Source organism: Virgibacillus dakarensis (assembly GCF_900155625.1).
In the GTDB taxonomy this organism is placed as follows: Bacteria; Bacillota; Bacilli; order Bacillales; family Amphibacillaceae; genus Lentibacillus_C; species Lentibacillus_C populi.
Genome location: NZ_LT732554.1, coordinates 2,282,499 through 2,302,783, shown reverse-complemented (window position 1 = coordinate 2,302,783; position 20,285 = coordinate 2,282,499). Strand labels below are relative to the sequence as shown.

Sequence of the window (20,285 nt, the reverse complement as noted above, 5' to 3'; positions counted from 1 at the left end):
TTGTACAAACTATACATAGAACGCCAATGCCACTTTTTTTGTCGATCGTTTTTGTTTGACCTTTTTTGACCTATTAGGTTATGATAAAACTATCCAAACCAATGGATTAATTTGAATGAATCAAGGAGGATTTACACATGAATTTAATACCAACAGTTATTGAACAAACTAACCGCGGAGAACGTGCATATGATATTTACTCGCGCTTACTTAAAGACCGCATTATCATGTTAGGCAGTGCTATCGATGATAATGTGGCAAATTCGATCGTTGCCCAATTGCTTTTCCTTGAAGCAGAGGATCCCGATAAAGACATCTCGATTTATATTAACTCACCAGGTGGCTCAATCACAGCTGGAATGGCTATTTACGATACCATGCAATTCATTAAGCCTGACGTATCAACTATTTGTACCGGAATGGCTGCATCAATGGGTGCCTTCTTATTAACAGCCGGCGAAATTGGCAAGCGCTATGCGTTACCAAATAGTGAGGTCATGATCCATCAGCCACTTGGCGGTACACAAGGGCAAGCAACAGATATTGAGATTCACACAAGACGTATTCTTGAAATGCGGGAAAAAATCAACCAAATCCTTGCTGAACGAAGCGGCCAGCCGCTGGAAGTAATTCAACGTGATACCGAACGCGATAATTTCATGACCGCAGCTAGAGCCAAAGAATACGGTTTAATTGATAAGGTTATGGAGAAAAAAACGGATAAATAATAGATTAATCCCCTGAACTGCTAGTGGTCAGGGGATTTTCTGTTACTTGGATAGAAACTATCGGTAATACAATACCAGGTTCCATTGATTGTCTACTTCATTGGACTCTTGTCAGACCTTTGTTGCTGTTACAAAAGAAACCAAATGATTAATGGCAACCTCCTCATCAGCACCCTCAGCAATTAACGTAATGGTTTCTCCAGTTCCAACGGCTAAGCTCATTAATCCCATAATACTTTTTGCATTAATCCGCTTCCCACCTTTTTCCAAAAACAAATGCGAGCCATAACGATTTGCCTCTTGTACAAATAGAGCCGCCGGTCTTGCCTGCAATCCTGTCTCAAGCCCCACCGTCACAGACCTTTCAACCAATCTCATCATCCTCCCTGTTTTGTAAACGCTATCATTATCCTTACAACCCATATTCGGCACCTGAAAGATAAACTTTCTCCTATTTTTCAGGTGCATTTTTTAAAATTAATATCTCTATTTTGTTAATTCCTTAATAGTAGACTTTCTTCTTTGTTTTTCCTTTATATTCGACATTTCATTTTCGCAATCCCCCATATCTCACTTAAACTACTGTATTTTCTGCTTGTTTCGACACGTATATTGTCATATCATAACCCGCAAGTTCAAGGATTCGTTTACATTCTTCATTGATGTTATCTGGAAGAAAGCGAAGTGTCTCTCCATTTTGCTGGATATATATGATTTTTATTTTTTTGAGCTCTTTCAATAACACTTGACCTGTCGGATTAAATAACTTTCTATTTCCAGCTAAATTTAGAGGCTTCTCCTCCTGTTTCATTTTTTCTCGAACACGATTTTCAAGAATGCCATATACGAGAAGCGCCATCACAAAAACAATTCCTAATGCTGCCACGCGGCTAGGTTTTTTTAGGAAAAACCCATCTATCATTTGAGGACTTTTTAAAACACGAAAACGCGTTTCCGCAGCTTCTTGCCCTTTATAGGTTTGAAGGATCTCTAAGTCTGTCATCTCTTGACGATCACATTTGTCCGTGATAAGGATGAACGTACTTAATTTACGTTTCTTTTCCTCAACTGCCTCCTCTATTTCCTCCAGACATTGGAGATGAGGACGATATACCGTGATGACGTTGGGAACCTCATTCTTTTTTGGACGTCCCCGTTTCTTTCGTTTTTCCGTTTGTTCTTCCGGTTCCATCTTAAATGAATACTGGAAATAATGACTTGCATTTTCTTTTTCAAACTTCTCCAAAGCTTCCTTGGCATCTGATTCACAATGATACACGGTACTTTCAAATGTATCTATTGCCTTTTCGAGTTTTATACGTTCCTTTCCCAGTTTACGCAGGAAAGTTTTTTCCTTTTGTTCATTGAGCTTGTCCGAATAGACGACAACAAAGCGATACATAAAACCATCCAGTTTTTCTGTAAATGACTGGAGTTTATAGGAAGCAGCTTTCTTTTGTGGCTTTATCTGACCGATTTCTTCCCATCTATCTTTTTTCCATGCTTTTTCTTTTAATTCAGAACTCAAGCTGAATGTTTCGGGAAGCCGGGAAATGAAGTGGAGATTCCCCCGTATTTCTCGTAGGTTATCTAGGGTTATCAGGGCGGAATCTGCCTGATAAATCAGTTGCCCCCATTCTTCCTCCGACAGTAAGTTACGAAGCTTTTGAATGAATGTAAAATTCCACGTTTTATCATCCGTATTTCCGTTTTCAACCGTAGCTAAGATTGGAATACGTTCTGGTGTGACACTCATACCGAGTACAATTTGTTTTAAATCCGGCCGATGTTGTTTACTGAATCCATGCGTGATTTCCAAATCCTCCGCTGCTTCTTCTGACTTCGGTACTTTTTCCTTTGTGTTGTATTCGCCGTACAAAGAGTAGGAAGTCGTATCATTATGCAGCCTCCCAAGAGGCAGGCCTAGTTGATGGCAAGCTGAAATGGCCAACGTTGAATATACCTTCCACGGGTTGACTTCATACAAGGCATCCAGTGCACGACCAAGTGCGTATTCATTTATATGTGAAGCTTCTACATCAGAACCAAACAACATCTCCACATCTTGTTCTTCAAAATATTGCTCAACATGATACAGCGGTTCTCGATCCGAAAGAATATTAATAACCAGTGCTTTTAAGCGAGCACCAGGTGATAGTTTGCAGCGACTTTCATCCCATTCGATTTGTTCGTTAAGAAGGTCCTCAAAACCTATCTCATCGCAAATCGCAGAAATCAACTGGGATGGTCCTGTAGAGAGCATCATAACCCGATCTTTTGGCTTCATCCTATTTCCCTCCCTTTTTCTTCTTTCCTATACGTTTCGAGAAAGACGGGAAAAAACCTTTAAAAAATACATTATCTTTATTTATTCACCTGCCGAATGTGGGTTACAAAAACCCTCCTCCTTTAAAAGAAGGAGAGTTTATAAAAAAAGGAAACCTTCATCCATGTGTCCGCTTAAAGAATCGGTTCTGCTCAACCTGTAAGCACGACGGACAACTAAATTTTCAACTAGTATACCATGGAATGTATCCAAAATGAATGTTTGCTCAACTTTCGGCAAATTTTCCGCCACGACGAATCTGCTCCGCATACTGATCAATCTTTTTTAAGCGATGATTGACACCGGACTTGGAAATTTTTCCGGTTGTTACGAGCTCTCCCAATTCCTTTAAGGAAACATCCTGGTTTTGAACACGTAAAACGGCGATTTCCCGAAGTTTTTCCGGTAGTACATCCAATCCAACTGTCTCCTCGATAAGCTTAATATTTTCAATTTGCCGAAATGCAGCACCAATTGTTTTATTTAAATTAGCTGTCTCACAATTTACCAATCGATTGACAGAATTACGCATATCGCGCACAATCCGGACATCCTCAAACTTGAATAAGGCATTATGGGCACCGATTAAATTTAAAAACTCGGTAATCTTCTCTGCTTCTTTAATATACGTAATATAGCCTTTTTTTCGTTTCAGTTTACGGGCTTTAAGATGAAAGCTGTTTAACAGATCACACAATGCATCGTTATGCTCCTGATAAAAATTAAAAATTTCCAGATGATAGGAAGATGTTTCCGGATTATTAACCGAACCTCCTGCTAAAAAAGCACCACGTAAATATGCTCGCTTACAACATATTTTTTCTGTAAACTGGTCGGAAATTGTCCGAACAAAAGTATAAGGTTCTATTAGGATGTCAAGATCCGCCAATAGTTCACGGACATTCGCTTTCAACCTGACAATGTAAACATTATTCTTTTTCAGTTTCATTTTTTTCCTGACAAGCAGTTCAACAGGCAGCGAATAGGAGGATTTAATTAATGTATAAATACGACGGGCAATTGCGGCATTTTCCGTCTGTACATCAAGCATATAAACCTGTTTCGACAGTGAGATGGCACCGTTCATGCGAATTAATGCGGCGAGTTCAGCTGTTTTACAGCATTCATCCACCTCAATCGACGTTAATTCTTTTTTTATCTCTGATGCAAAGGACACCTTAACACCTCCCTGCCCTAAAAGTGCTGCTTATCAATCAATAATCGAATAAAGCAGTTTTGCAATTTTATGTGTATCATGCCTGAGGGTTACTTGTGAATGATTGATAATATCCCCTTCAATAATTTGCAGGTTCATGGCAAGCAATTGATCCGTATCATAGATGACAGGATCGGCATTCTCCTCTGCATAAATACTGCGGACAGACTTTTTGATCGGTTCATTGTGGACAATAATGGCGTCCACACATCCCTCTCCAATATGATCATGGATGGCTTTTACATGATCACTGGCGGTAAATCCAGTAGTCTCTCCTGCTTGCGTCATGACATTGCAAACATAGACGACCTTAGCTTCTGCTTCCTGGATCGCCACATCAATTTGCGGGATAATCAGATTCGGCATAATACTCGTGTACAAGCTTCCAGGTGAAATCACGATTAAATCCGCCTGCTCAATTGCCTTAACCGCATTAGGTAATGGTTTAACAGGCTGCGGTTTTAAAAATACCCGCTCAATCTTTTTATTTGCAAGCGTAATGGAGGATTCTCCAGACACAATAGAGCCATCCGTCATTTTCGCATGCAGTGACATATTTTCATTTGATATCGGATAGATTTTTCCCTTTACATTAAGTACCCGGCAGATTTCTTTAATACCGGTATAAAAATCCCCGGTTATAGAAGTCATCGCCGCGAGTAACAGGTTCCCCATCGAATGACCGGATAACCCGTTTCCATTGGCAAAGCGATGCTGAAATAAATCAAGCAGCATTGGCTCAGCATCAGATAAAGCAGCAATTACATTACGGATATCTCCTGGTGCGGGAATCGCCATTTCAGAACGCAATCTTCCCGTACTTCCTCCATCATCTGCGACCGTCACAAGTGCGGTAAGATGAATCGGCAAATCCTTCAACCCGCGCAAAAGAACCGGCATTCCGGTTCCACCACCGATTACGACAACATTTGGCTGTTTTTTGCTGCTCATACGTGATGCCCCTTACGTTTATCGATATCCCGGTGCGTAATGTGCGTAATATAGCCGGATGATAATTGCTTTGCAAAGTGTTCGGCCAAAGCGACAGACCGATGCTGACCGCCCGTACAGCCGATCGCCACAACAAGCTGTGACTTGCCTTCTTTTTTGTATTGCGGCAGCATAAATTGCAGTAAATCAAGTACTTTTTCAATAAACTTTCTTGTTTCCGACCATTTAAATACATATGACGAAACTTCCTGATTCAGCCCAGTTAATGGCTGTAAGTGGGAAACATAATGCGGATTTGGCAAAAATCGGACATCAAACATGAGATCCGCATCAATTGGCACACCATATTTAAAACCAAATGAAACCATATGAACAGAGAATATTTCCTGTTTCTCCTCTGTGTATGCCTTGAGAATTTTTTCACGTAACTCCCGTGGCTTTAAATTCGTTGTATCAATAACGCGCTGAGCTCTTCCCCTTAACTCATCCAAAATCTTTCGTTCCTGTTTAATACCATTGAGCGGAAGTCCTCCGACAGCAAGCGGGTGGGAACGCCGTGTTTCCTTATACCTTGTAACAAGTTCTTCGTCTTTTGCATCAAGAAAAATAATATGTTCTTCAAGCCAATCTTCTTCCCCTAAAATATCGAGGGCTTCAAACAATGAATCAAAGAATTCACGGCCGCGCAGATCCATGACTAAAGCAACGCGCTGAATATTATTTGTTGCATCCCGCATTAATTCCAAAAACTTCGGTAAAAGGGCTGGGGGCAAGTTATCTACACAATAATACCCTAAATCTTCAAAGCTCTGTACGACAACTGTTTTTCCCGCACCGGACATTCCGGTAATGATGACCAATTTTGTTTCTTGTTCGGTATTGCTCACTGTGCATCCCCCTCATATGATGTGACGGAAACGAACGGATCCAGCCGCATATCAAGCAGCTCGTACTCTGTCGTGTAATGGAATGAACCATATAACATGTCATTTGATTGAAGCACATGTTTAAATATCAAGCGATCACCTTCCGCCATTGGCAGCATACAAACACGATTAACAGGAACCCATTCAAGCTCCCCCTCTTTACAATGCTTCGTTAATTCACCAGTATACTGGCGGCAAATAAAGGTAAACATCATCCATTCCTGAATAAATGTCTCCTGTTCAAAGATATTAAATGTAAATACACCGGCTAATTGCGGATCCATTAAGGTTAACGCTGTTTCTTCGTTATATTCCCTTGTTACGGATTCTTTAATGGATTCACCTTGTTCCATCTTCCCGCCAGGAATCGCATACCAGCCGCGTCTCGGTTTTTTTAAGACTAATACATGGTCATTATTTATTAATATGCAGTTTGTAACTCGTTGCATATACATTACACCTCTTTCTGCAGAGGAAATCATTTTACAATGTACGTTGAAAAATTCCAGATTAGCAAGCAATATTGTCATTTACTGCTTACAATAAGGTGATTTTTGAACGTAAAACCGTTATTACTATTATACAAGAAACCTTTCGTAAGCAACAAGAAATTGATCGGCAGAACTGATCGACAAAATCGAACAAACCCCTTAAGCAAAAAAATACACAGGCGGCAAGCGCCTGTGCAAAAACTAATTTATCTATTAAAAGGGGGTCAATTAGTTATTTATATTGTACCCCAAAAATGTTTCGAGCGTGTTACAACAGCGTTAAAATGCAATTACTTCCAATATTTTTTTAAGACTGTGCTGTTTTTAGTTCTTCCAGCAAATTTTCAATATAACCCTGTGCAGATTGTGCGGCGATACTGCCATCACCGGTTGCTGTTACAATTTGTCGAAGTTCTTTTTCACGAATATCTCCAGCAGCAAAAATGCCTGGTACACTCGTTTCCATGTTTTCATTAGTTGGGATATAACCATCTTCGTTCGTAATGCCAAGTGACTTAAATGGTTCGCTTAATGGCACCATTCCAATATAGATGAATACACCATCAGCAGGAAATTCGCTTTTCTCCCGATTGACTTTATTGCTTAACGAAACACTGCTTACTTTGCCATCAGGTCCATTGATCGTGTCCACGACCGTATCCCAGATAAAATCAATCTTATCATTGTCAAAAGCACGCTGTTGAATAATTTTCTGTGCCCTTAGTTCATCACGGCGGTGAATAATCGTTACCTTATTCGCAAAACGGGTTAAATAGATTCCTTCTTCAACGGCAGAATCCCCGCCTCCGATTACGGCAAGATCTTTCCCTTTAAAAAATGCTCCATCACAAACGGCACAGTAGGAAACACCGCGACCGCCTAATTCCTCTTCACCTGGAACACCCAATTTCTTGTACTGTGCACCTGTTGTAATAATGAGTGCGCGCGTTTTATACTCATGTTTGCCAGCTTTAATCAGTTTATAATCACCATGATCTTTTACCTCTTTAATATCACCGTAAGCATATTCCGCACCAAATTTCTTGGCATGCTCGAACATTTTATTCGATAAATCCGGTCCCAAAATATTTTCAAACCCAGGATAGTTTTCTACATCTTCCGTGTTAGCCATTTGACCGCCTGGAATTCCTCGTTCAATCATTAGTGTATCCAAATCAGCACGCGACGCATAAACAGCTGCTGTCATCCCGGCAGGTCCAGCACCGGCAATAATCACGTCATACATACGTTCCTCGGACATGTAATTCAGCCCCTTTATCTATTTTTATTAAGCCAACCTAATGGTATAAGAATCGGTTACTTTCGTCTATTATTCTGCTCAAGTTAATGCTTCCAAAGCCCTTCTTCCTTTGCAAGCTTTGGATGTCTCCCGCAGCCCTCTTTCCATAAGGCTAACGCACTTGACAGGGCGCCTGCCTGATACAGGGAAACACTATACCAGCGATAATATGACGGATGATTTTTGACGATACCTTTGAGAAGTGCACGAAAACGTTTATTTGCTTCCTGAAAATCCCCTGTTCTGGCCAATGTTACCGCTATCCGCAGCTTTTGCTGTTCTTGAATCGGATATACATTTTGCAGTGCCTGAAGATATTTTTCACGTTCTGCTTTTTGCTCCATCTCATTATAAAAAATGGCTAGATTCGCATGACTAACCAACGAATTCGGCTCATCCCTCAGCAAATCAAGTTCTAGCTGGATCGCCTTTTCCTGAAATCCGCTAAAGAACAGTGCCTGAGCGTAGTCATGATTCACTGGTGTATGTTCTGGAAATAAAGTAATCATTTCTTCAATTAAAGGCAACGCCTTGTCCCATTCCATATTTTCCATATGATAAAAAACGGTTTCCTGATAGATCAGGAGTTCATCCTCTTCTTCTAAATCCCAATCCTCGTCTTCATCTATGTCAATTAAATCAAGCAAACTTTTGGCCTCTTCACTAAATTCGCCTTCCGGTTCTTTATCAAGATATGATACAGCATATTTTTTTGCATCATTTAACAAGCCCAAATGTGCATAGTTGTTTGCCAATAAATAGTAACAATCGGTGTATTCATCACCGGTAAATTGCAACACGTTTGTTAACAGCTGATTTGCTTCATGGTACGCGCCAATTTCCGTATATACGATTGACATTTGACACTGGTATAAAGGGTCTTTTGGCACCTGCTCAACCGCTTTCTGCAGCCATTTCAATGCACGATCAAATTTTCTTCTGCGGAAGGCCTCGACACCTTTCGCGAAATAAAAGTCACCTTCAGGAATAAAAGGGAGAACATTATTTTGTTTGCTCTTTCTTACATTATTCTCTAAATGCTGCACTGTTATCCCCCTGTTTTTTCTTATATAATACCGAACACAGTATATCATATTTAATCAGAAAAGGGATTGCTTTTGCAAACAAAATAAAAAACTTCTGCCATAACCAGAGGTCAGAGGTCAGAAGCCAGAATGGGAGAAATCGGCGAATTAGCCGATTTCACTTATCTGTTAAAATAACATTATTTTTCAGGATGGACTGCTTCATGAAGCAAGTCATCCAGTTCGTTACTGTATGCTTTTTTCTGTTCGTCCGTCCAATCCAATACTTTTGCCATATAAGCAATTACGTTGTCTTTATGAGTACGTACCCAGTTGATGTCGAAAAATAATCCACCAGTACGACGAATGAAGAAGTCAACCGGTTTATAAGTTAACTCATACTCTAATGCATATATGAGCTGTGCGAAAACAATCGGGTCAATCGCTTCTTTTTTGGCTTCGTCCTGCTTGGATTGATAAAGTTCAAAAATGGTATCAATATTTGCACCGTATTTCTTGATTAACATTAATGCTATTTCTTCATCTATTCCCAGTACCTTGGCTTCCTCTGCTTTCCGCTTTTTGAAGCGCTCAAATCCTTTAGAGCCACCGACTTCACCACCCGAAATTGGTAAATCATGCGTATCTGACTTGGAATATAAAATACCTTCCTCTTCTTTCAATTGCTTGACAACCGTATTGACTGCCTGTTCTGCCATTTTGCGATAGCCCGTCAACTTCCCGCCAGCCATGGAAATCAAACCGGAATCGGAAATGAATATTTCATCTTTACGAGAAATTTCGTCTGGACTTTTTCCTTCTTCAGCAATTAGCGGCCGTAATCCCGCCCAGCTTGATTCAACATCGGTTGCTTTCATAGCAAGTGATGGAAACATGTAATTAATCGCATCAATTAAATAATCACGATCCGCTTCTGTCATGGTAGGATGAGCGATATTTCCGTCATAACTCGTATCCGTTGTACCGACATACGTTTTCTTATCACGCGGAATGGCAAAAATCATCCGGCCATCTGGGGCATCAAAATATATCGCTTGTTGTAAGGGAAAGCGTTTTTTTGGAAATACCAGATGCACTCCTTTGGTCAAGTGCAGTGATTTTCCTTTTTTCGAACCATCCATTTCGCGCAGATCATCTACCCAAGGTCCGCAAGCATTGACAATTTTTTTGGCATAAACATTGTACGTCTCGCCTGTCAGCTGGTCACGAACAACAACACCAATCAATTTTCCTGATTCCCCGTAAATAAAATCGGCAGCCTTTGCATAATTTATCGCATGTGCCCCTTTTTGGACAGCCTTTTTCATGACCTCGATCGTTAACCTAGCGTCATCCGTTTTATACTCTACATAATAACCGGCACCTCTTAGATCCTCTTGTTTAATCAGTGGTTCCTTGTTCAGCGCTTGTTCCGGACTTAGCATTTTACGACGTTCACTTTTTTTCACCCCGGCAAGAAAGTCATACACACGCAAACCGATGTTCGTTGTAAATGGGCCGAATGTACCTCCCTTATGAAATGGCAGCATCATCCATTCCGGTGTCGTGACGTGTGGGCCATTTTCGTAAACAATTGCACGCTCTTTCCCAACTTCCGCAACCACCTTCACCTCAAATTGTGCTAAATAGCGCAGGCCACCATGGACAAGCTTTGTCGATCGGCTTGACGTACCGGCTGCAAAATCTTGCATTTCAATAACACCTGTCGATAAACCACGTGTGACAGCATCTAATGCAATACCCGAACCAGTTATCCCCCCGCCTATTACAAATACATCCAGCTGTTTTTCCGTTAATTTGTTAAAAATATCATTGCGTTTAAAGCTTGAAAACTGCGTCACTTTTCATCACTCCCCTAAAACCACTCTCTAGATATAATTACCCTTCTACTGGCAAATTCATGTATGAAAGTGGAATTTTCTTTTGGCAGGACAGGAACCCAATAAAAAAACCACAAATCGCACTAATGATTTCTTCACATTAGTGATTTGTGGTTTCTCCATTTCTCCGTCCAGCATATTAACTTGCTTCTACCATACCATAGTTATGGCAATTTGGAAAGAATTTTACCTTCGTCTCCTGAATGCAGGGATTGTGTCTTGTCCAACTATTTACTAAGCCTTTCTCTAAAAACCTTCCTCATTGGCCTGCCGTTTATCCATTTCTTCTTTCGTATAAATCAACCGCATCGGGTTTCCACCAACGAAAGCACCAGCAGGCACGTCTTTGTGAACAAGTGTCCCAGCAGAGACGATTGCCTGATCACCGATGGTAACACCGGGCAATATCGTAGCATTTGCACCAATCATGACTTCATTTCCGATGACAACCTCACCAATCCTGTATTCCTTGATTAAATACTCATGCGCTAATATCGTGGTATTATAACCAATAACACTATTTGTTCCCACTGTAATTTTTTCTGGAAACATAATGTCCGGCATAACCATTAGGGCAAAAGCGGTGTGATTGCCAACATCCATATGTAAAAACGTCCGATACAGCCAATTTTTCATTGCTAAAAATGGCGTGTAGCGGGCAATCTGGATCACAATAAAGTTTTTCATAACCTTCCAGAATGATACAGTCTGATAAATCTGCCATAAAGAATTGGCGTCTTTAACACGATACCGGTTCGTCCTGCGCATGATTTTTACACCTCGATAATCGTTAACAAATCTCTTATATCATCAAGCATATAGGTTGGATTGTACGCGAGCAGCTCTTCTTTTCCCCTTAACGACCATGCTACAGCAGCCGTTGCAACACCCGCATTCTGTCCTGCCTCTATATCATGTGAATTATCGCCAACCATTAGTGTAGTTTCAGGCTGTGCACTCAGATTGCTCATTGCCTTGACGATTGGCTCCGGATGTGGTTTTGCATGGGTAACATCATCAAGTGTAATGATGGTTTCAAAAAAATGATCAATCGCCGTTAACTTTAATCCCTTATTAACGGTATGGCGCATCTTTGTGGTAACGATCCCAAGCTGCAAACCATGTTTCTTCAGCCGGGTCAATGTTTCCACAACATATGGAAATGCTGTGACATATTCATCATGATGCTGCAAATTATGCTCGCGATATGTCGCAATCATTGCATTAACTTGAGCCGGGTCAATCTGCTGAAACGATTCTTTTAATGGCGGGCCAATAAATTCAATCGCTTTTTCGCGGGAAAAAGGTTTCCCATAATGGTGAAACGTATGCTCAAAGGATGCAATAATTAATTCATTTGTATCAATTAAAGTACCGTCCAAATCAAAAAGTATTGTATGAATGCTCATGCGAAGCTTCCTTTCTTTTGCTGAATTCTGGTCGCTTCCAAACAAAAGCGATGATGATGGTTAATAGTATTGCCGTAAGTAAACGAATGATAAGCAGTGGCCAAACCGGAATCCCAAGCGGAATAAACACAAGCGTATCCTCAACGACCGCATGACAGGAAACGAGGAAAATCAAAGCTAAATACATATCACGCTTTGATACACCATCTTCTTTTACTGCCTGAATCATTAGTCCAGCACCATAAGCTAGTCCAATCGTTAAACCAGCAACAAGTGTCATCGATGTGTTCTTTTCCATCCCAAGCAATTTAGTAAAAGGCGCAAAGCCGTTTGAAAACTTTGTCAGAAAGCCTTTTTCCCGAAGAAATTGCATGATAATCATTAATGGGATAACGATTAATGCTAATTGAGTAACAGCAACTAGCGCTGTTTGGATTCCCTGGACAACAATCGTTAACCAGCTGTCCAAGTTGGGCTCAGACGATGAAATCAATCCATACTGGGCAGGTTCCACACCACCAGACCATAGCAAGTTAATAAGGGTCGCTGCCAGCAAGGCAAGCATGATCCGGATTCCCGATATCAGCCAGCCACTGACGCCAACTCTCGCCGCAACCGTTGATTCAATAAATAGGTTGTGCGAAAAGGACAGCATTACCGCCAAAATAAATACCTCTTTAACCGAAAAATCAAACGATACGATGGCAGCTATTCCTGCATATAAATTAAGTGCATTGCCAAGCACCAATGGCACTGCCGCTTCACCGGACAAACCGAACAGTCCCATAACTGGAGTGAGCTGCTTAATAATCCAAGGTAAAATTGGTGTATATTGTAAAATTGTTACGATAAGGGTAATTGGAAAAATAACCTTTCCTAATGTCCATGTTACGTGAACCCCTTGTTTAAAACCCCGATAGAAAATTCCCCTCAATCCCAAATCCCCCTATGTTGTATGGTCAAAAAACTGTCTGTTGGCAAACAGCTGCATTCACCGCTTATCTTTTGGTACAATGCTGTAGCTATTTCTTTTTATCTTTCGATGCAATTTTGGTCCCATCATAACGATGCTTTGCCATGCCTGATTTACGACGGTAGATAATTAAGGCAATCCCAACAACAATAATCACGATCGAAATGACTTGAGCGGCACGCAGCCCACCGGAAACGAGGCTATCGGTACGCATCGATTCAACAAAATACCGTCCAATCGAGTATGTCATGGCATATGCTAAGAACACCTCACCACGAACCGGATTAAACCGTCTTAATAGTAACAAAAAGATAAACACAAGAATGTCCCAGAAGGATTCGTACAAGAATGTCGGATGGTACATCACCCCGTCAATACACATCTGATTCATAATGAAATCGGGCAAGTACTGGTGAAAACTATTATATGTAGCTTCTGCTATCGGCCCGCCATGTGCTTCCTGATTCATGAAGTTCCCCCAGCGGCCGATTGCTTGCCCTAAAATAAGACTTGGTGCAACAATATCTGCCAGCTGCCAAAAGGAAACCTTTTTCACTCGAGCAAAGACAATTGCTGTTAAGACGGAACCAATTAATGCCCCATGAATGGCGATTCCACCATTCCAAATGGCGAACACATCCCACCATGTGCCACCCTTATATTGATCCCATTCAAAAATAACATAATAGATTCGTGCGCAAATAATGGCAATCGGAATAGCAAAGACAATTAAATCAACGATGATGTCTTTCTTCAGACCAAGCCGGTTCGCTTCTCTTGTTGCTAGAAATAGTCCGATAAACGCGCCAAACGCAATGATAACGCCGTACCAGTAAATGGTTAATGGACCAAGCTCCAAAAATACTCGATCAAGTGTAGGTGCACTGCAAGTCAACAAAATCACTCCTATTCCATATCATCTTTTTCCTGTTCAATCATGTTTGTTAAACGTTCGGAAAATTCTTCTGCAGCATTAACTCCCATATTTTTCAACCGGAAATTCATCGCAGCAACCTCAATAATGACAGCAAGGTTTCTTCCTGGCCGAACAGGGATAGTCGCCTTTGGAAGATCCACATCCATAATTTTCATTTTTTCTTCGTCCAGTCCAAGCCGGTCATATTGTTTCTTTTCATCCCATAATTCCAAATTGATAATTAGGGAAATTTTTTTGTAACTCCGGACAGCACCTGCTCCAAATAATGTCATCACGTTGATAATTCCTAATCCACGAATTTCCAGTAAATGTTCGATTAATGGTGGCGCATTTCCAATTAAACTATCGTAATCTTCCTGACGTATTTCTACACTATCGTCCGCTACCAGCCGATGACCACGCTTCACCAGTTCCAGTGCTGTTTCGCTTTTTCCTACACCACTTTGCCCAGTAATCAAAACGCCGACACCATAAATGTCGACAAGTACACCATGGATTGCGGTAAACGGGGCAAATTTGGCTTCAAGATAATTGGTAAGCCTGCTAATCACGCGGGTTGTCTTCCTTGGCGAGTGCAAAATAGGCACACCAGAGTCATTCGCAGCATTTATCATTACTTCCGGAATATCCATCCCCCTGCTGATAACGATTCCGGGTGTTATATCGGTACACAATTTTTCCGCTCGGTCCTTTTGCTGGTCATCGGTAAGTTCCAAAAAATAAGCCATTTCCGTTTTACCGATTAATTGCAGGCGTTCTTTCGGATAATATTTAAAGTACCCTGTCATTTCGATTCCCGGGCGTGAAATATCACTCGTAATAATTTCCCTATGTATGCCATCCTCACCAGCTACAAGCGTCAAATTAAAATTTGCCAATAAATCTTTTGTCCGTACTTTCTCCATGTATGGTTTCCTCCAGTCAATAACTGCTTTTCATTGTAGCATATTTCTTACGAATGGAGTAACACTTGGCCATAAAAAAACGCAGGGCACGTACCTGCGATTACGAATATCGTATAAAATTGGAGCTTATCTCATCGTATCTTTTACAAGCTGATTCAATAAAAGATTTAGTATAGAAATAACGATAGAGGCAATGATAGCTGTACCGAATCCATTAATAACAAATGAGGAATCCATTACCCCCTGCGTAATCATTAATGTAATCGCATTAATGACAAACAAAAACAAACCGAGCGAGAACACCGTAATCGGCAATGTTAACACGATTAAGATTGGTTTCACGATAACATTTAGAATAGATAAGATGAAACTGGCTAGCAGTGCCGTCCCGAATCCTTCAAGGTAAAAGGAATCAAACAGCTGTGCTACGGCAATTAATGCGACTGCATTTAAGAAAATCGATAAAAACCATCTCAGAAACATTAATACACCTCACCCTCATTTGGTATAATAATCGTCGCGACCAGGTAAATCAGTGATAATGTAAACAAACTTGGAATTAATACAATCACAAATATCAGCCTTACTATCGTGGCATCTATATTAAAGTACTCGGCAATACCTCCTAAAACTCCGGCAACTTTACGATCCTTGATTGATCTGGTTAAACGTTTTGGCATTCGAACCCCTCCTTGTTCCTTTTATTTTCCCTTTGATTGAACTTTTATAAACATTCTACTCTTATGTATACGTTCCCGGAACATGAAAAGCTTCATTTTTTGAAAATCCCCTGCCATTTTCCTTTGGCAAGGGATGTTGTTGTTTTAGGAAGCTATTTATCATAATCCCAAATATAAAATCGCTCTTTGCCTAATGCTTGTTTAGCTCCTTCCAAGATTTCTGCTTTATTTGCGGGATTTTGCTGAAATTGCCCAAGCACGCCGTTTGCCTGTGATTTATGTGCCGATATGGCAGCCATTTTTTTATCGAAAATATCTCTAACATCATTTACAATATCCGGTTCTCCAAGTACATCAGGAAAATTGTTGGAAATTGCCTGCACCCACACTACCGGCCGTTTTGTTTCATCCATGTGCCGGACTGCCTCAACAGCTGCAGCGCCTAGTGCATTATGATCGGGATGTACGGCATAGTCAGGGTAATGGGTAATCACCAGACTTGGTTCAATTTCTTCCAAAATATCTTTCAAGTGTTCTGCTACCGTCTGCCGGTCTTCGAATTCAAGTGTTTTATCACGATAGCCGAGCATACGTAAATCGATATCAAGTGCTTTACAGGCGTTGATCAGCTCTTCTTTGCGGATTTCCGGTAATGTTTCCCGATTGGCAAATGTGGGTGATCCCATGTTACGACCCATTTCACCTAGTGTTCCGCACAAATATGTAACAGGCACACCTTGTTTACGAAATTTTGTTATCGTACCAGCAGCACCAAATGACTCATCATCTGGATGTGGATAGATTACAACAACATGTTTTTCCATGTCTATCATCCTCTCAAAAGTTAATAACGGAATGGTGCTTCACTTAACTCCAGGGAAACCATTAAACGTCCTTCCCGGTCATGACCGGCGAGTAACAATTGATTGTCCCCATGGATCGTCCAATCGCTCAATCCTTCCGCGTAAATCCAGCCAAATTCCATTTTCAATCCGGCTCGATAAGATTTTCCGTCACCAACAATCCTTGCTTGCGAAAATTTCACTTTGGCATTACGAATATACGCGCCAACATTGTACGCTTCACTATTAACATGGCTTGCATAAGCACCGTTCGTTGTTTCTAAATGAACATAAACTTCCTTATCTATAAAACGTTCCAAATGCTGTTGTACAGCTTCCATTTCTATTGGTTTCATCTGTTTGCTCCTCTCATACAACCTCCTCTTTTACATTACCGAAATGGAAGGAATGCGTCAAAATATTTGACTACTGGATTACCCTGTCGAGCGAGAATCAGCATAACGCTGCCAAGCTGCTTTTCACAAAATACAAAAAGGCAGCAAACCCTCGAGCAGGCTTACTACCTTTCTAGTGCGTGTTCAAAAAGTCGCCGAATGAGAAGGCCGGCTAAAGTCGCAACGTCCTGTTGCAACGCCGGCACTAGCACTTCCTGTGCGTCGCAAGAAGGTCGAGGCGGCGTAGCTCCCGGCACCGGGCTTCCACAGGATGTGGTGACTTCTGCGTTGCCCACAGGATGTGGGCGGTTTTAGCAGAAGATCCCCTTCCGCCAACTCTAGAGTTCGCCGCTTATCATTTGGTGCTTTTTGAACATCCTCTTCTATCACTTCGTCCCCACCTTCTCTTTTTCCACAAGTACCTCTTCCATCCGCTTCCGGTCACGTTCCAGGATTGGTTTCAAGTAACGTCCGGTATAGGATCCTTCTGTTTCTGCTATTTTTTCGGGAGTTCCGGTTGCAATAATCTGTCCACCGCGATCCCCGCCTTCAGGACCGAGATCAATGATATGATCGGCAGTTTTAATGACATCAAGATTATGTTCAATGATCAATACCGTGTCACCATTATCGACTAGCCGCTGCAAGACACTGAGTAACCGTTTTATATCATCGACATGAAGTCCTGTTGTCGGTTCATCCAAAATATAGAAGGACTTGCCGTTTGACCGGCGATGCAGTTCACTGGCCAGCTTCACCCGTTGTGCCTCCCCACCAGATAATGTAGTAGCCGGCTGACCAAGTTTTATATAGCCTAATCCGACATCATAGATCGTTTGCAATTTGCGTTTGATTTTAGGAATGTTGGCAAAGAAATCCAATGCTTCTTCAATCGTCATATCGAGCACATCGGCAATGCTTTTCCCTTTATATTTTACCTCTAGTGTTTCCCGGTTATAGCGTTTTCCGTGACACACTTCACATGGAACATACACATCAGGCAAAAAGTGCATTTCAATTTTAATTATGCCGTCGCCACGACATGCCTCACAACGTCCGCCTTTCACATTGAAACTGAACCGGCCTTTTTTGTAGCCCCGAATTTTTGCTTCATTCGTTTGGGCAAAAACATCGCGAATATCGTCAAACACACCCGTATAGGTTGCCGGATTTGACCTTGGTGTCCGGCCGATTGGTGATTGATCAATGTCGATTACCTTCTCAATGTTCGTAATGCCATTAATTTTCTTATGTTTACCTGGTTTGTGTTTGCCCTTGTAGAGCTGTTTTGCCAATGATTTATACAAAATTTCATTTACTAACGTACTTTTGCCTGAACCGGAAACACCCGTGACAACTGTCATTAAGCCGATTGGAAATTTAGCCGTAACATTTTTTAAATTGTTTTCTTCCGCACCGACGACCTCAATTTTCTTTTTCGTCGGTTTACGGCGCTTTACAGGTAAAGAGACAAATTTTTCACCCGATAGATAGTTACCGGTAAGGGAATGCTTATTCTTCATTACTTTTTCAGGTGTCCCACTGGCAACGATCGAACCACCATGTTCTCCTGCACCAGGGCCAATATCGATCAGCCAATCGGCAGCAAGCATCGTATCCTCATCATGCTCCACAACGATTAATGTATTGTCCAAATCGCGCATCTGTTTCAAGGTGCTGATTAACCGATCGTTATCACGCTGATGCAAGCCAATGGATGGCTCGTCCAGAACATATAATACACCAGTTAACGCCGAGCCGATTTGTGTCGCCAACCGGATCCGCTGTGCCTCACCACCTGATAATGTCCCAGCTGCCCGTGACAAGGTTAAATAGTCCAGTCCAACATTGTTAAGGAAGGTAAGCCGATTGCCGATTTCCTTTAAAATCATTCTGGCAATTTGTTCTTCTTTTTCGCTTAGTTCCAGATGGCTAAAAAAGTGGTTTGCCTCGGTTATGGAAAAATCGGTCACCTGGCTAATATGCAGCCCATTAACCAAAACTGCACGTGCTTCTTCTTTTAACCGATAGCCATCACACGTCGGACAATTTTTCTGCGCCATATATTTTTCCAATGTTTCCCGGATAAAGTCTGATGATGTTTCGCGATAACGTCTTGCTATATTGTTTAAGACACCTTCGAACATGATCTGGTTATCCCGGACATTGCCGAAATCATTCACATAATGAAAATGAATTTTCTCTTTCCCGCTCCCGTTTAAAATGATATCCATTTGTTTTTTCGGCAGTTTTTTTACAGGTACATCCATATCAATTCCATAGTGTGTACAAACACTTTTTAACAGCTGCGGATAGTATTGCGAGCTAATCGGCTCCCATGCTGCAATCGCATGTTCATTCAGTGTTTTATCCCAGTCAGGAATCACCAGATCAATGTCAACCTCCAGTTTAGTTCCCAATCCGTCACATGTTGGACATGCACCGTACGGACTGTTAAATGAAAATAAACGCGGTTCCAATTCACTAATCGAAAATCCGCAAATTGGACAGGCGTGGTTTTCACTGAATTTCAGTTCTTCTTCTCCGATTACATCAACGATTAAGTTACCTTCCCCAAGCTCCAAAGCGGTTTCGATCGAATCACTAAGCCGCCCGGCAATCCCGTCCTTTACTACAATCCGATCCACAACAACCTCGATTGAGTGCTTTTTGTTTTTTTCCAGTGTTATTTCTTCCGTTACTTCCCGCATTTCCTTATCAACACGAATTCGTACATATCCTTCCTGCTTTAATTTCTCCAGCGTTTTTACATGTTCACCTTTGCGTCCGGAAACAACCGGCGCAAGGATTTGCAGTTTTGTACGTTCAGGATATTCCAAAATACGATCGACCATTTGCTGAACCGTTTGTGAACTGATTTCAATCCCATGTCTCGGACAGGTTGGATGGCCGACCCGGGCAAAAAGCAGCCGCAAATAATCATAAATTTCCGTAACCGTTCCAACGGTTGAACGCGGATTTCTGCTCGTCGTTTTCTGATCGATGGAGATCGCTGGTGATAACCCTTCAATCGTATCGACATCCGGCTTATCCATTTGCCCTAAAAACTGACGGGCGTAGGCAGATAGCGATTCAACATAGCGGCGCTGCCCTTCTGCATAGATCGTATCAAAGGCTAGTGATGACTTCCCTGATCCGGATAACCCGGTCAGAACAACAAGTTTATTCTTTGGAATGGTAATATCAATATTCTTTAAATTATGTGCTCTGGCACCTTTAATTTGTATTGCTTTACTAGGCATGAAACGGTCATCCTTCC

Annotated in this window: 20 protein-coding genes; 1 reads left to right on the top strand and 19 read right to left on the bottom strand. The window is 41.4% G+C overall.

Features of this window, described 5'->3' with window-relative positions:
* Window positions 1-137: 137 nt before the first annotated feature.
* Entirely contained in the window at window positions 138-728 is a 591-nt protein-coding gene (gene clpP, locus CZ382_RS20520) for an ATP-dependent Clp endopeptidase proteolytic subunit ClpP (protein WP_088052993.1), read from the top strand.
* 111 nt (window positions 729-839) lie between these two features.
* Here the strand turns inward: clpP and CZ382_RS20515 are convergent, their stop codons facing one another.
* The 19 genes from CZ382_RS20515 to uvrA form a co-directional block, all read right to left on the bottom strand.
* On the bottom strand, window positions 840-1,100 hold the full coding sequence (locus tag CZ382_RS20515; protein ID WP_088052992.1) for an HPr family phosphocarrier protein: 261 nt from the start codon (window positions 1,098-1,100) through the stop codon (window positions 840-842).
* 202 nt (window positions 1,101-1,302) lie between these two features.
* Window positions 1,303-3,015, bottom strand: coding sequence for an IS1634 family transposase (locus CZ382_RS20510; protein ID WP_088049437.1), 1,713 nt, complete (start codon window positions 3,013-3,015; stop codon window positions 1,303-1,305).
* A gap of 265 nt (window positions 3,016-3,280) precedes the next feature.
* Window positions 3,281-4,231, bottom strand: coding sequence for a DNA-binding protein WhiA (whiA, locus tag CZ382_RS20505; RefSeq protein ID WP_088052991.1), 951 nt, complete (start codon window positions 4,229-4,231; stop codon window positions 3,281-3,283).
* 33 nt (window positions 4,232-4,264) lie between these two features.
* Window positions 4,265-5,221, bottom strand: coding sequence for a gluconeogenesis factor YvcK family protein (locus CZ382_RS20500; RefSeq protein ID WP_088052990.1), 957 nt, complete (start codon window positions 5,219-5,221; stop codon window positions 4,265-4,267).
* Window positions 5,218-6,108, bottom strand: coding sequence for an RNase adapter RapZ (gene rapZ, locus CZ382_RS20495; RefSeq protein WP_088052989.1), 891 nt, complete (start codon window positions 6,106-6,108; stop codon window positions 5,218-5,220). Before rapZ ends, CZ382_RS20500 begins: the two co-directional genes overlap by 4 nt.
* Entirely contained in the window at window positions 6,105-6,596 is a 492-nt protein-coding gene (locus CZ382_RS20490; RefSeq protein WP_088052988.1) for an NUDIX hydrolase, read from the bottom strand. Before CZ382_RS20490 ends, rapZ begins: the two co-directional genes overlap by 4 nt.
* Before the next feature lie 349 nt (window positions 6,597-6,945).
* The gene (gene trxB, locus CZ382_RS20485) at window positions 6,946-7,899 is read right to left on the bottom strand and encodes a thioredoxin-disulfide reductase (RefSeq protein ID WP_088052987.1); all 954 of its coding nucleotides are present in this window, start codon (window positions 7,897-7,899) and stop codon (window positions 6,946-6,948) included.
* Window positions 7,900-7,982: 83 nt separating this feature from the next.
* Window positions 7,983-8,984, bottom strand: a complete 1,002-nt coding sequence (locus tag CZ382_RS20480) for a tetratricopeptide repeat protein (protein ID WP_196406334.1) — start codon at window positions 8,982-8,984, stop codon at window positions 7,983-7,985.
* A gap of 179 nt (window positions 8,985-9,163) precedes the next feature.
* The gene (locus tag CZ382_RS20475; RefSeq protein WP_088052985.1) at window positions 9,164-10,825 is read right to left on the bottom strand and encodes a glycerol-3-phosphate dehydrogenase/oxidase; all 1,662 of its coding nucleotides are present in this window, start codon (window positions 10,823-10,825) and stop codon (window positions 9,164-9,166) included.
* 285 nt (window positions 10,826-11,110) lie between these two features.
* Window positions 11,111-11,632: an acyltransferase gene (locus CZ382_RS20470; RefSeq protein ID WP_088052984.1), complete on the bottom strand. Its 522-nt coding sequence runs from the start codon at window positions 11,630-11,632 to the stop codon at window positions 11,111-11,113.
* Window positions 11,633-11,637: 5 nt separating this feature from the next.
* On the bottom strand, window positions 11,638-12,273 hold the full coding sequence (ppaX, locus tag CZ382_RS20465; protein ID WP_088052983.1) for a pyrophosphatase PpaX: 636 nt from the start codon (window positions 12,271-12,273) through the stop codon (window positions 11,638-11,640).
* Window positions 12,248-13,207 carry a nucleoside recognition domain-containing protein gene (locus CZ382_RS20460; RefSeq protein ID WP_088052982.1) on the bottom strand — a complete coding sequence of 320 codons (960 nt, stop codon included), beginning with the start codon at window positions 13,205-13,207 and terminating at the stop codon, window positions 12,248-12,250. Before CZ382_RS20460 ends, ppaX begins: the two co-directional genes overlap by 26 nt.
* Before the next feature lie 88 nt (window positions 13,208-13,295).
* Window positions 13,296-14,141, bottom strand: coding sequence for a prolipoprotein diacylglyceryl transferase (lgt, locus tag CZ382_RS20455; protein WP_088052981.1), 846 nt, complete (start codon window positions 14,139-14,141; stop codon window positions 13,296-13,298).
* 11 nt (window positions 14,142-14,152) lie between these two features.
* Window positions 14,153-15,088, bottom strand: coding sequence for an HPr(Ser) kinase/phosphatase (gene hprK / locus CZ382_RS20450; protein ID WP_088052980.1), 936 nt, complete (start codon window positions 15,086-15,088; stop codon window positions 14,153-14,155).
* Window positions 15,089-15,214: 126 nt separating this feature from the next.
* Window positions 15,215-15,571, bottom strand: a complete 357-nt coding sequence (locus CZ382_RS20445; protein ID WP_088052979.1) for a phage holin family protein — start codon at window positions 15,569-15,571, stop codon at window positions 15,215-15,217.
* Window positions 15,571-15,768, bottom strand: coding sequence for a PspC domain-containing protein (locus tag CZ382_RS20440; RefSeq protein ID WP_088052978.1), 198 nt, complete (start codon window positions 15,766-15,768; stop codon window positions 15,571-15,573). The genes CZ382_RS20445 and CZ382_RS20440 overlap by 1 nt, the downstream gene beginning before the upstream one ends.
* Before the next feature lie 152 nt (window positions 15,769-15,920).
* Complete coding sequence (bshB2, locus tag CZ382_RS20435; RefSeq protein WP_088052977.1) at window positions 15,921-16,592, bottom strand: bacillithiol biosynthesis deacetylase BshB2; 672 nt, start codon at window positions 16,590-16,592, stop codon at window positions 15,921-15,923.
* 20 nt (window positions 16,593-16,612) lie between these two features.
* Window positions 16,613-16,966: a YojF family protein gene (locus CZ382_RS20430; RefSeq protein WP_088052976.1), complete on the bottom strand. Its 354-nt coding sequence runs from the start codon at window positions 16,964-16,966 to the stop codon at window positions 16,613-16,615.
* A 425-nt stretch (window positions 16,967-17,391) separates the two neighbouring features.
* The gene (gene uvrA, locus CZ382_RS20420; RefSeq protein WP_088052974.1) at window positions 17,392-20,268 is read right to left on the bottom strand and encodes an excinuclease ABC subunit UvrA; all 2,877 of its coding nucleotides are present in this window, start codon (window positions 20,266-20,268) and stop codon (window positions 17,392-17,394) included.
* Window positions 20,269-20,285 lie beyond the last annotated feature (17 nt).

Bases quoted from the DNA above. Each gene is read 5' to 3' on its own strand.
- clpP (WP_088052993.1), top strand. From the start codon at position 138: ATGAATTTAATACCAACAGTTATTGAACAAACTAACCGCGGAGAACGT.
- CZ382_RS20510 (WP_088049437.1), bottom strand. From the start codon at position 3,015: ATGAAGCCAAAAGATCGGGTTATGATGCTCTCTACAGGACCATCCCAG.
- CZ382_RS20500 (WP_088052990.1), bottom strand. From the start codon at position 5,221: ATGAGCAGCAAAAAACAGCCAAATGTTGTCGTAATCGGTGGTGGAACC.
- CZ382_RS20490 (WP_088052988.1), bottom strand. From the start codon at position 6,596: ATGCAACGAGTTACAAACTGCATATTAATAAATAATGACCATGTATTA.
- trxB (WP_088052987.1), bottom strand. From the start codon at position 7,899: ATGTCCGAGGAACGTATGTATGACGTGATTATTGCCGGTGCTGGACCT.
- CZ382_RS20470 (WP_088052984.1), bottom strand. From the start codon at position 11,632: ATGCGCAGGACGAACCGGTATCGTGTTAAAGACGCCAATTCTTTATGG.
- ppaX (WP_088052983.1), bottom strand. From the start codon at position 12,273: ATGAGCATTCATACAATACTTTTTGATTTGGACGGTACTTTAATTGAT.
- hprK (WP_088052980.1), bottom strand. From the start codon at position 15,088: ATGGAGAAAGTACGGACAAAAGATTTATTGGCAAATTTTAATTTGACG.
- CZ382_RS20445 (WP_088052979.1), bottom strand. From the start codon at position 15,571: ATGTTTCTGAGATGGTTTTTATCGATTTTCTTAAATGCAGTCGCATTA.
- CZ382_RS20440 (WP_088052978.1), bottom strand. From the start codon at position 15,768: ATGCCAAAACGTTTAACCAGATCAATCAAGGATCGTAAAGTTGCCGGA.
- bshB2 (WP_088052977.1), bottom strand. From the start codon at position 16,592: ATGGAAAAACATGTTGTTGTAATCTATCCACATCCAGATGATGAGTCA.
- CZ382_RS20430 (WP_088052976.1), bottom strand. From the start codon at position 16,966: ATGAAACCAATAGAAATGGAAGCTGTACAACAGCATTTGGAACGTTTT.
- uvrA (WP_088052974.1), bottom strand. From the start codon at position 20,268: ATGCCTAGTAAAGCAATACAAATTAAAGGTGCCAGAGCACATAATTTA.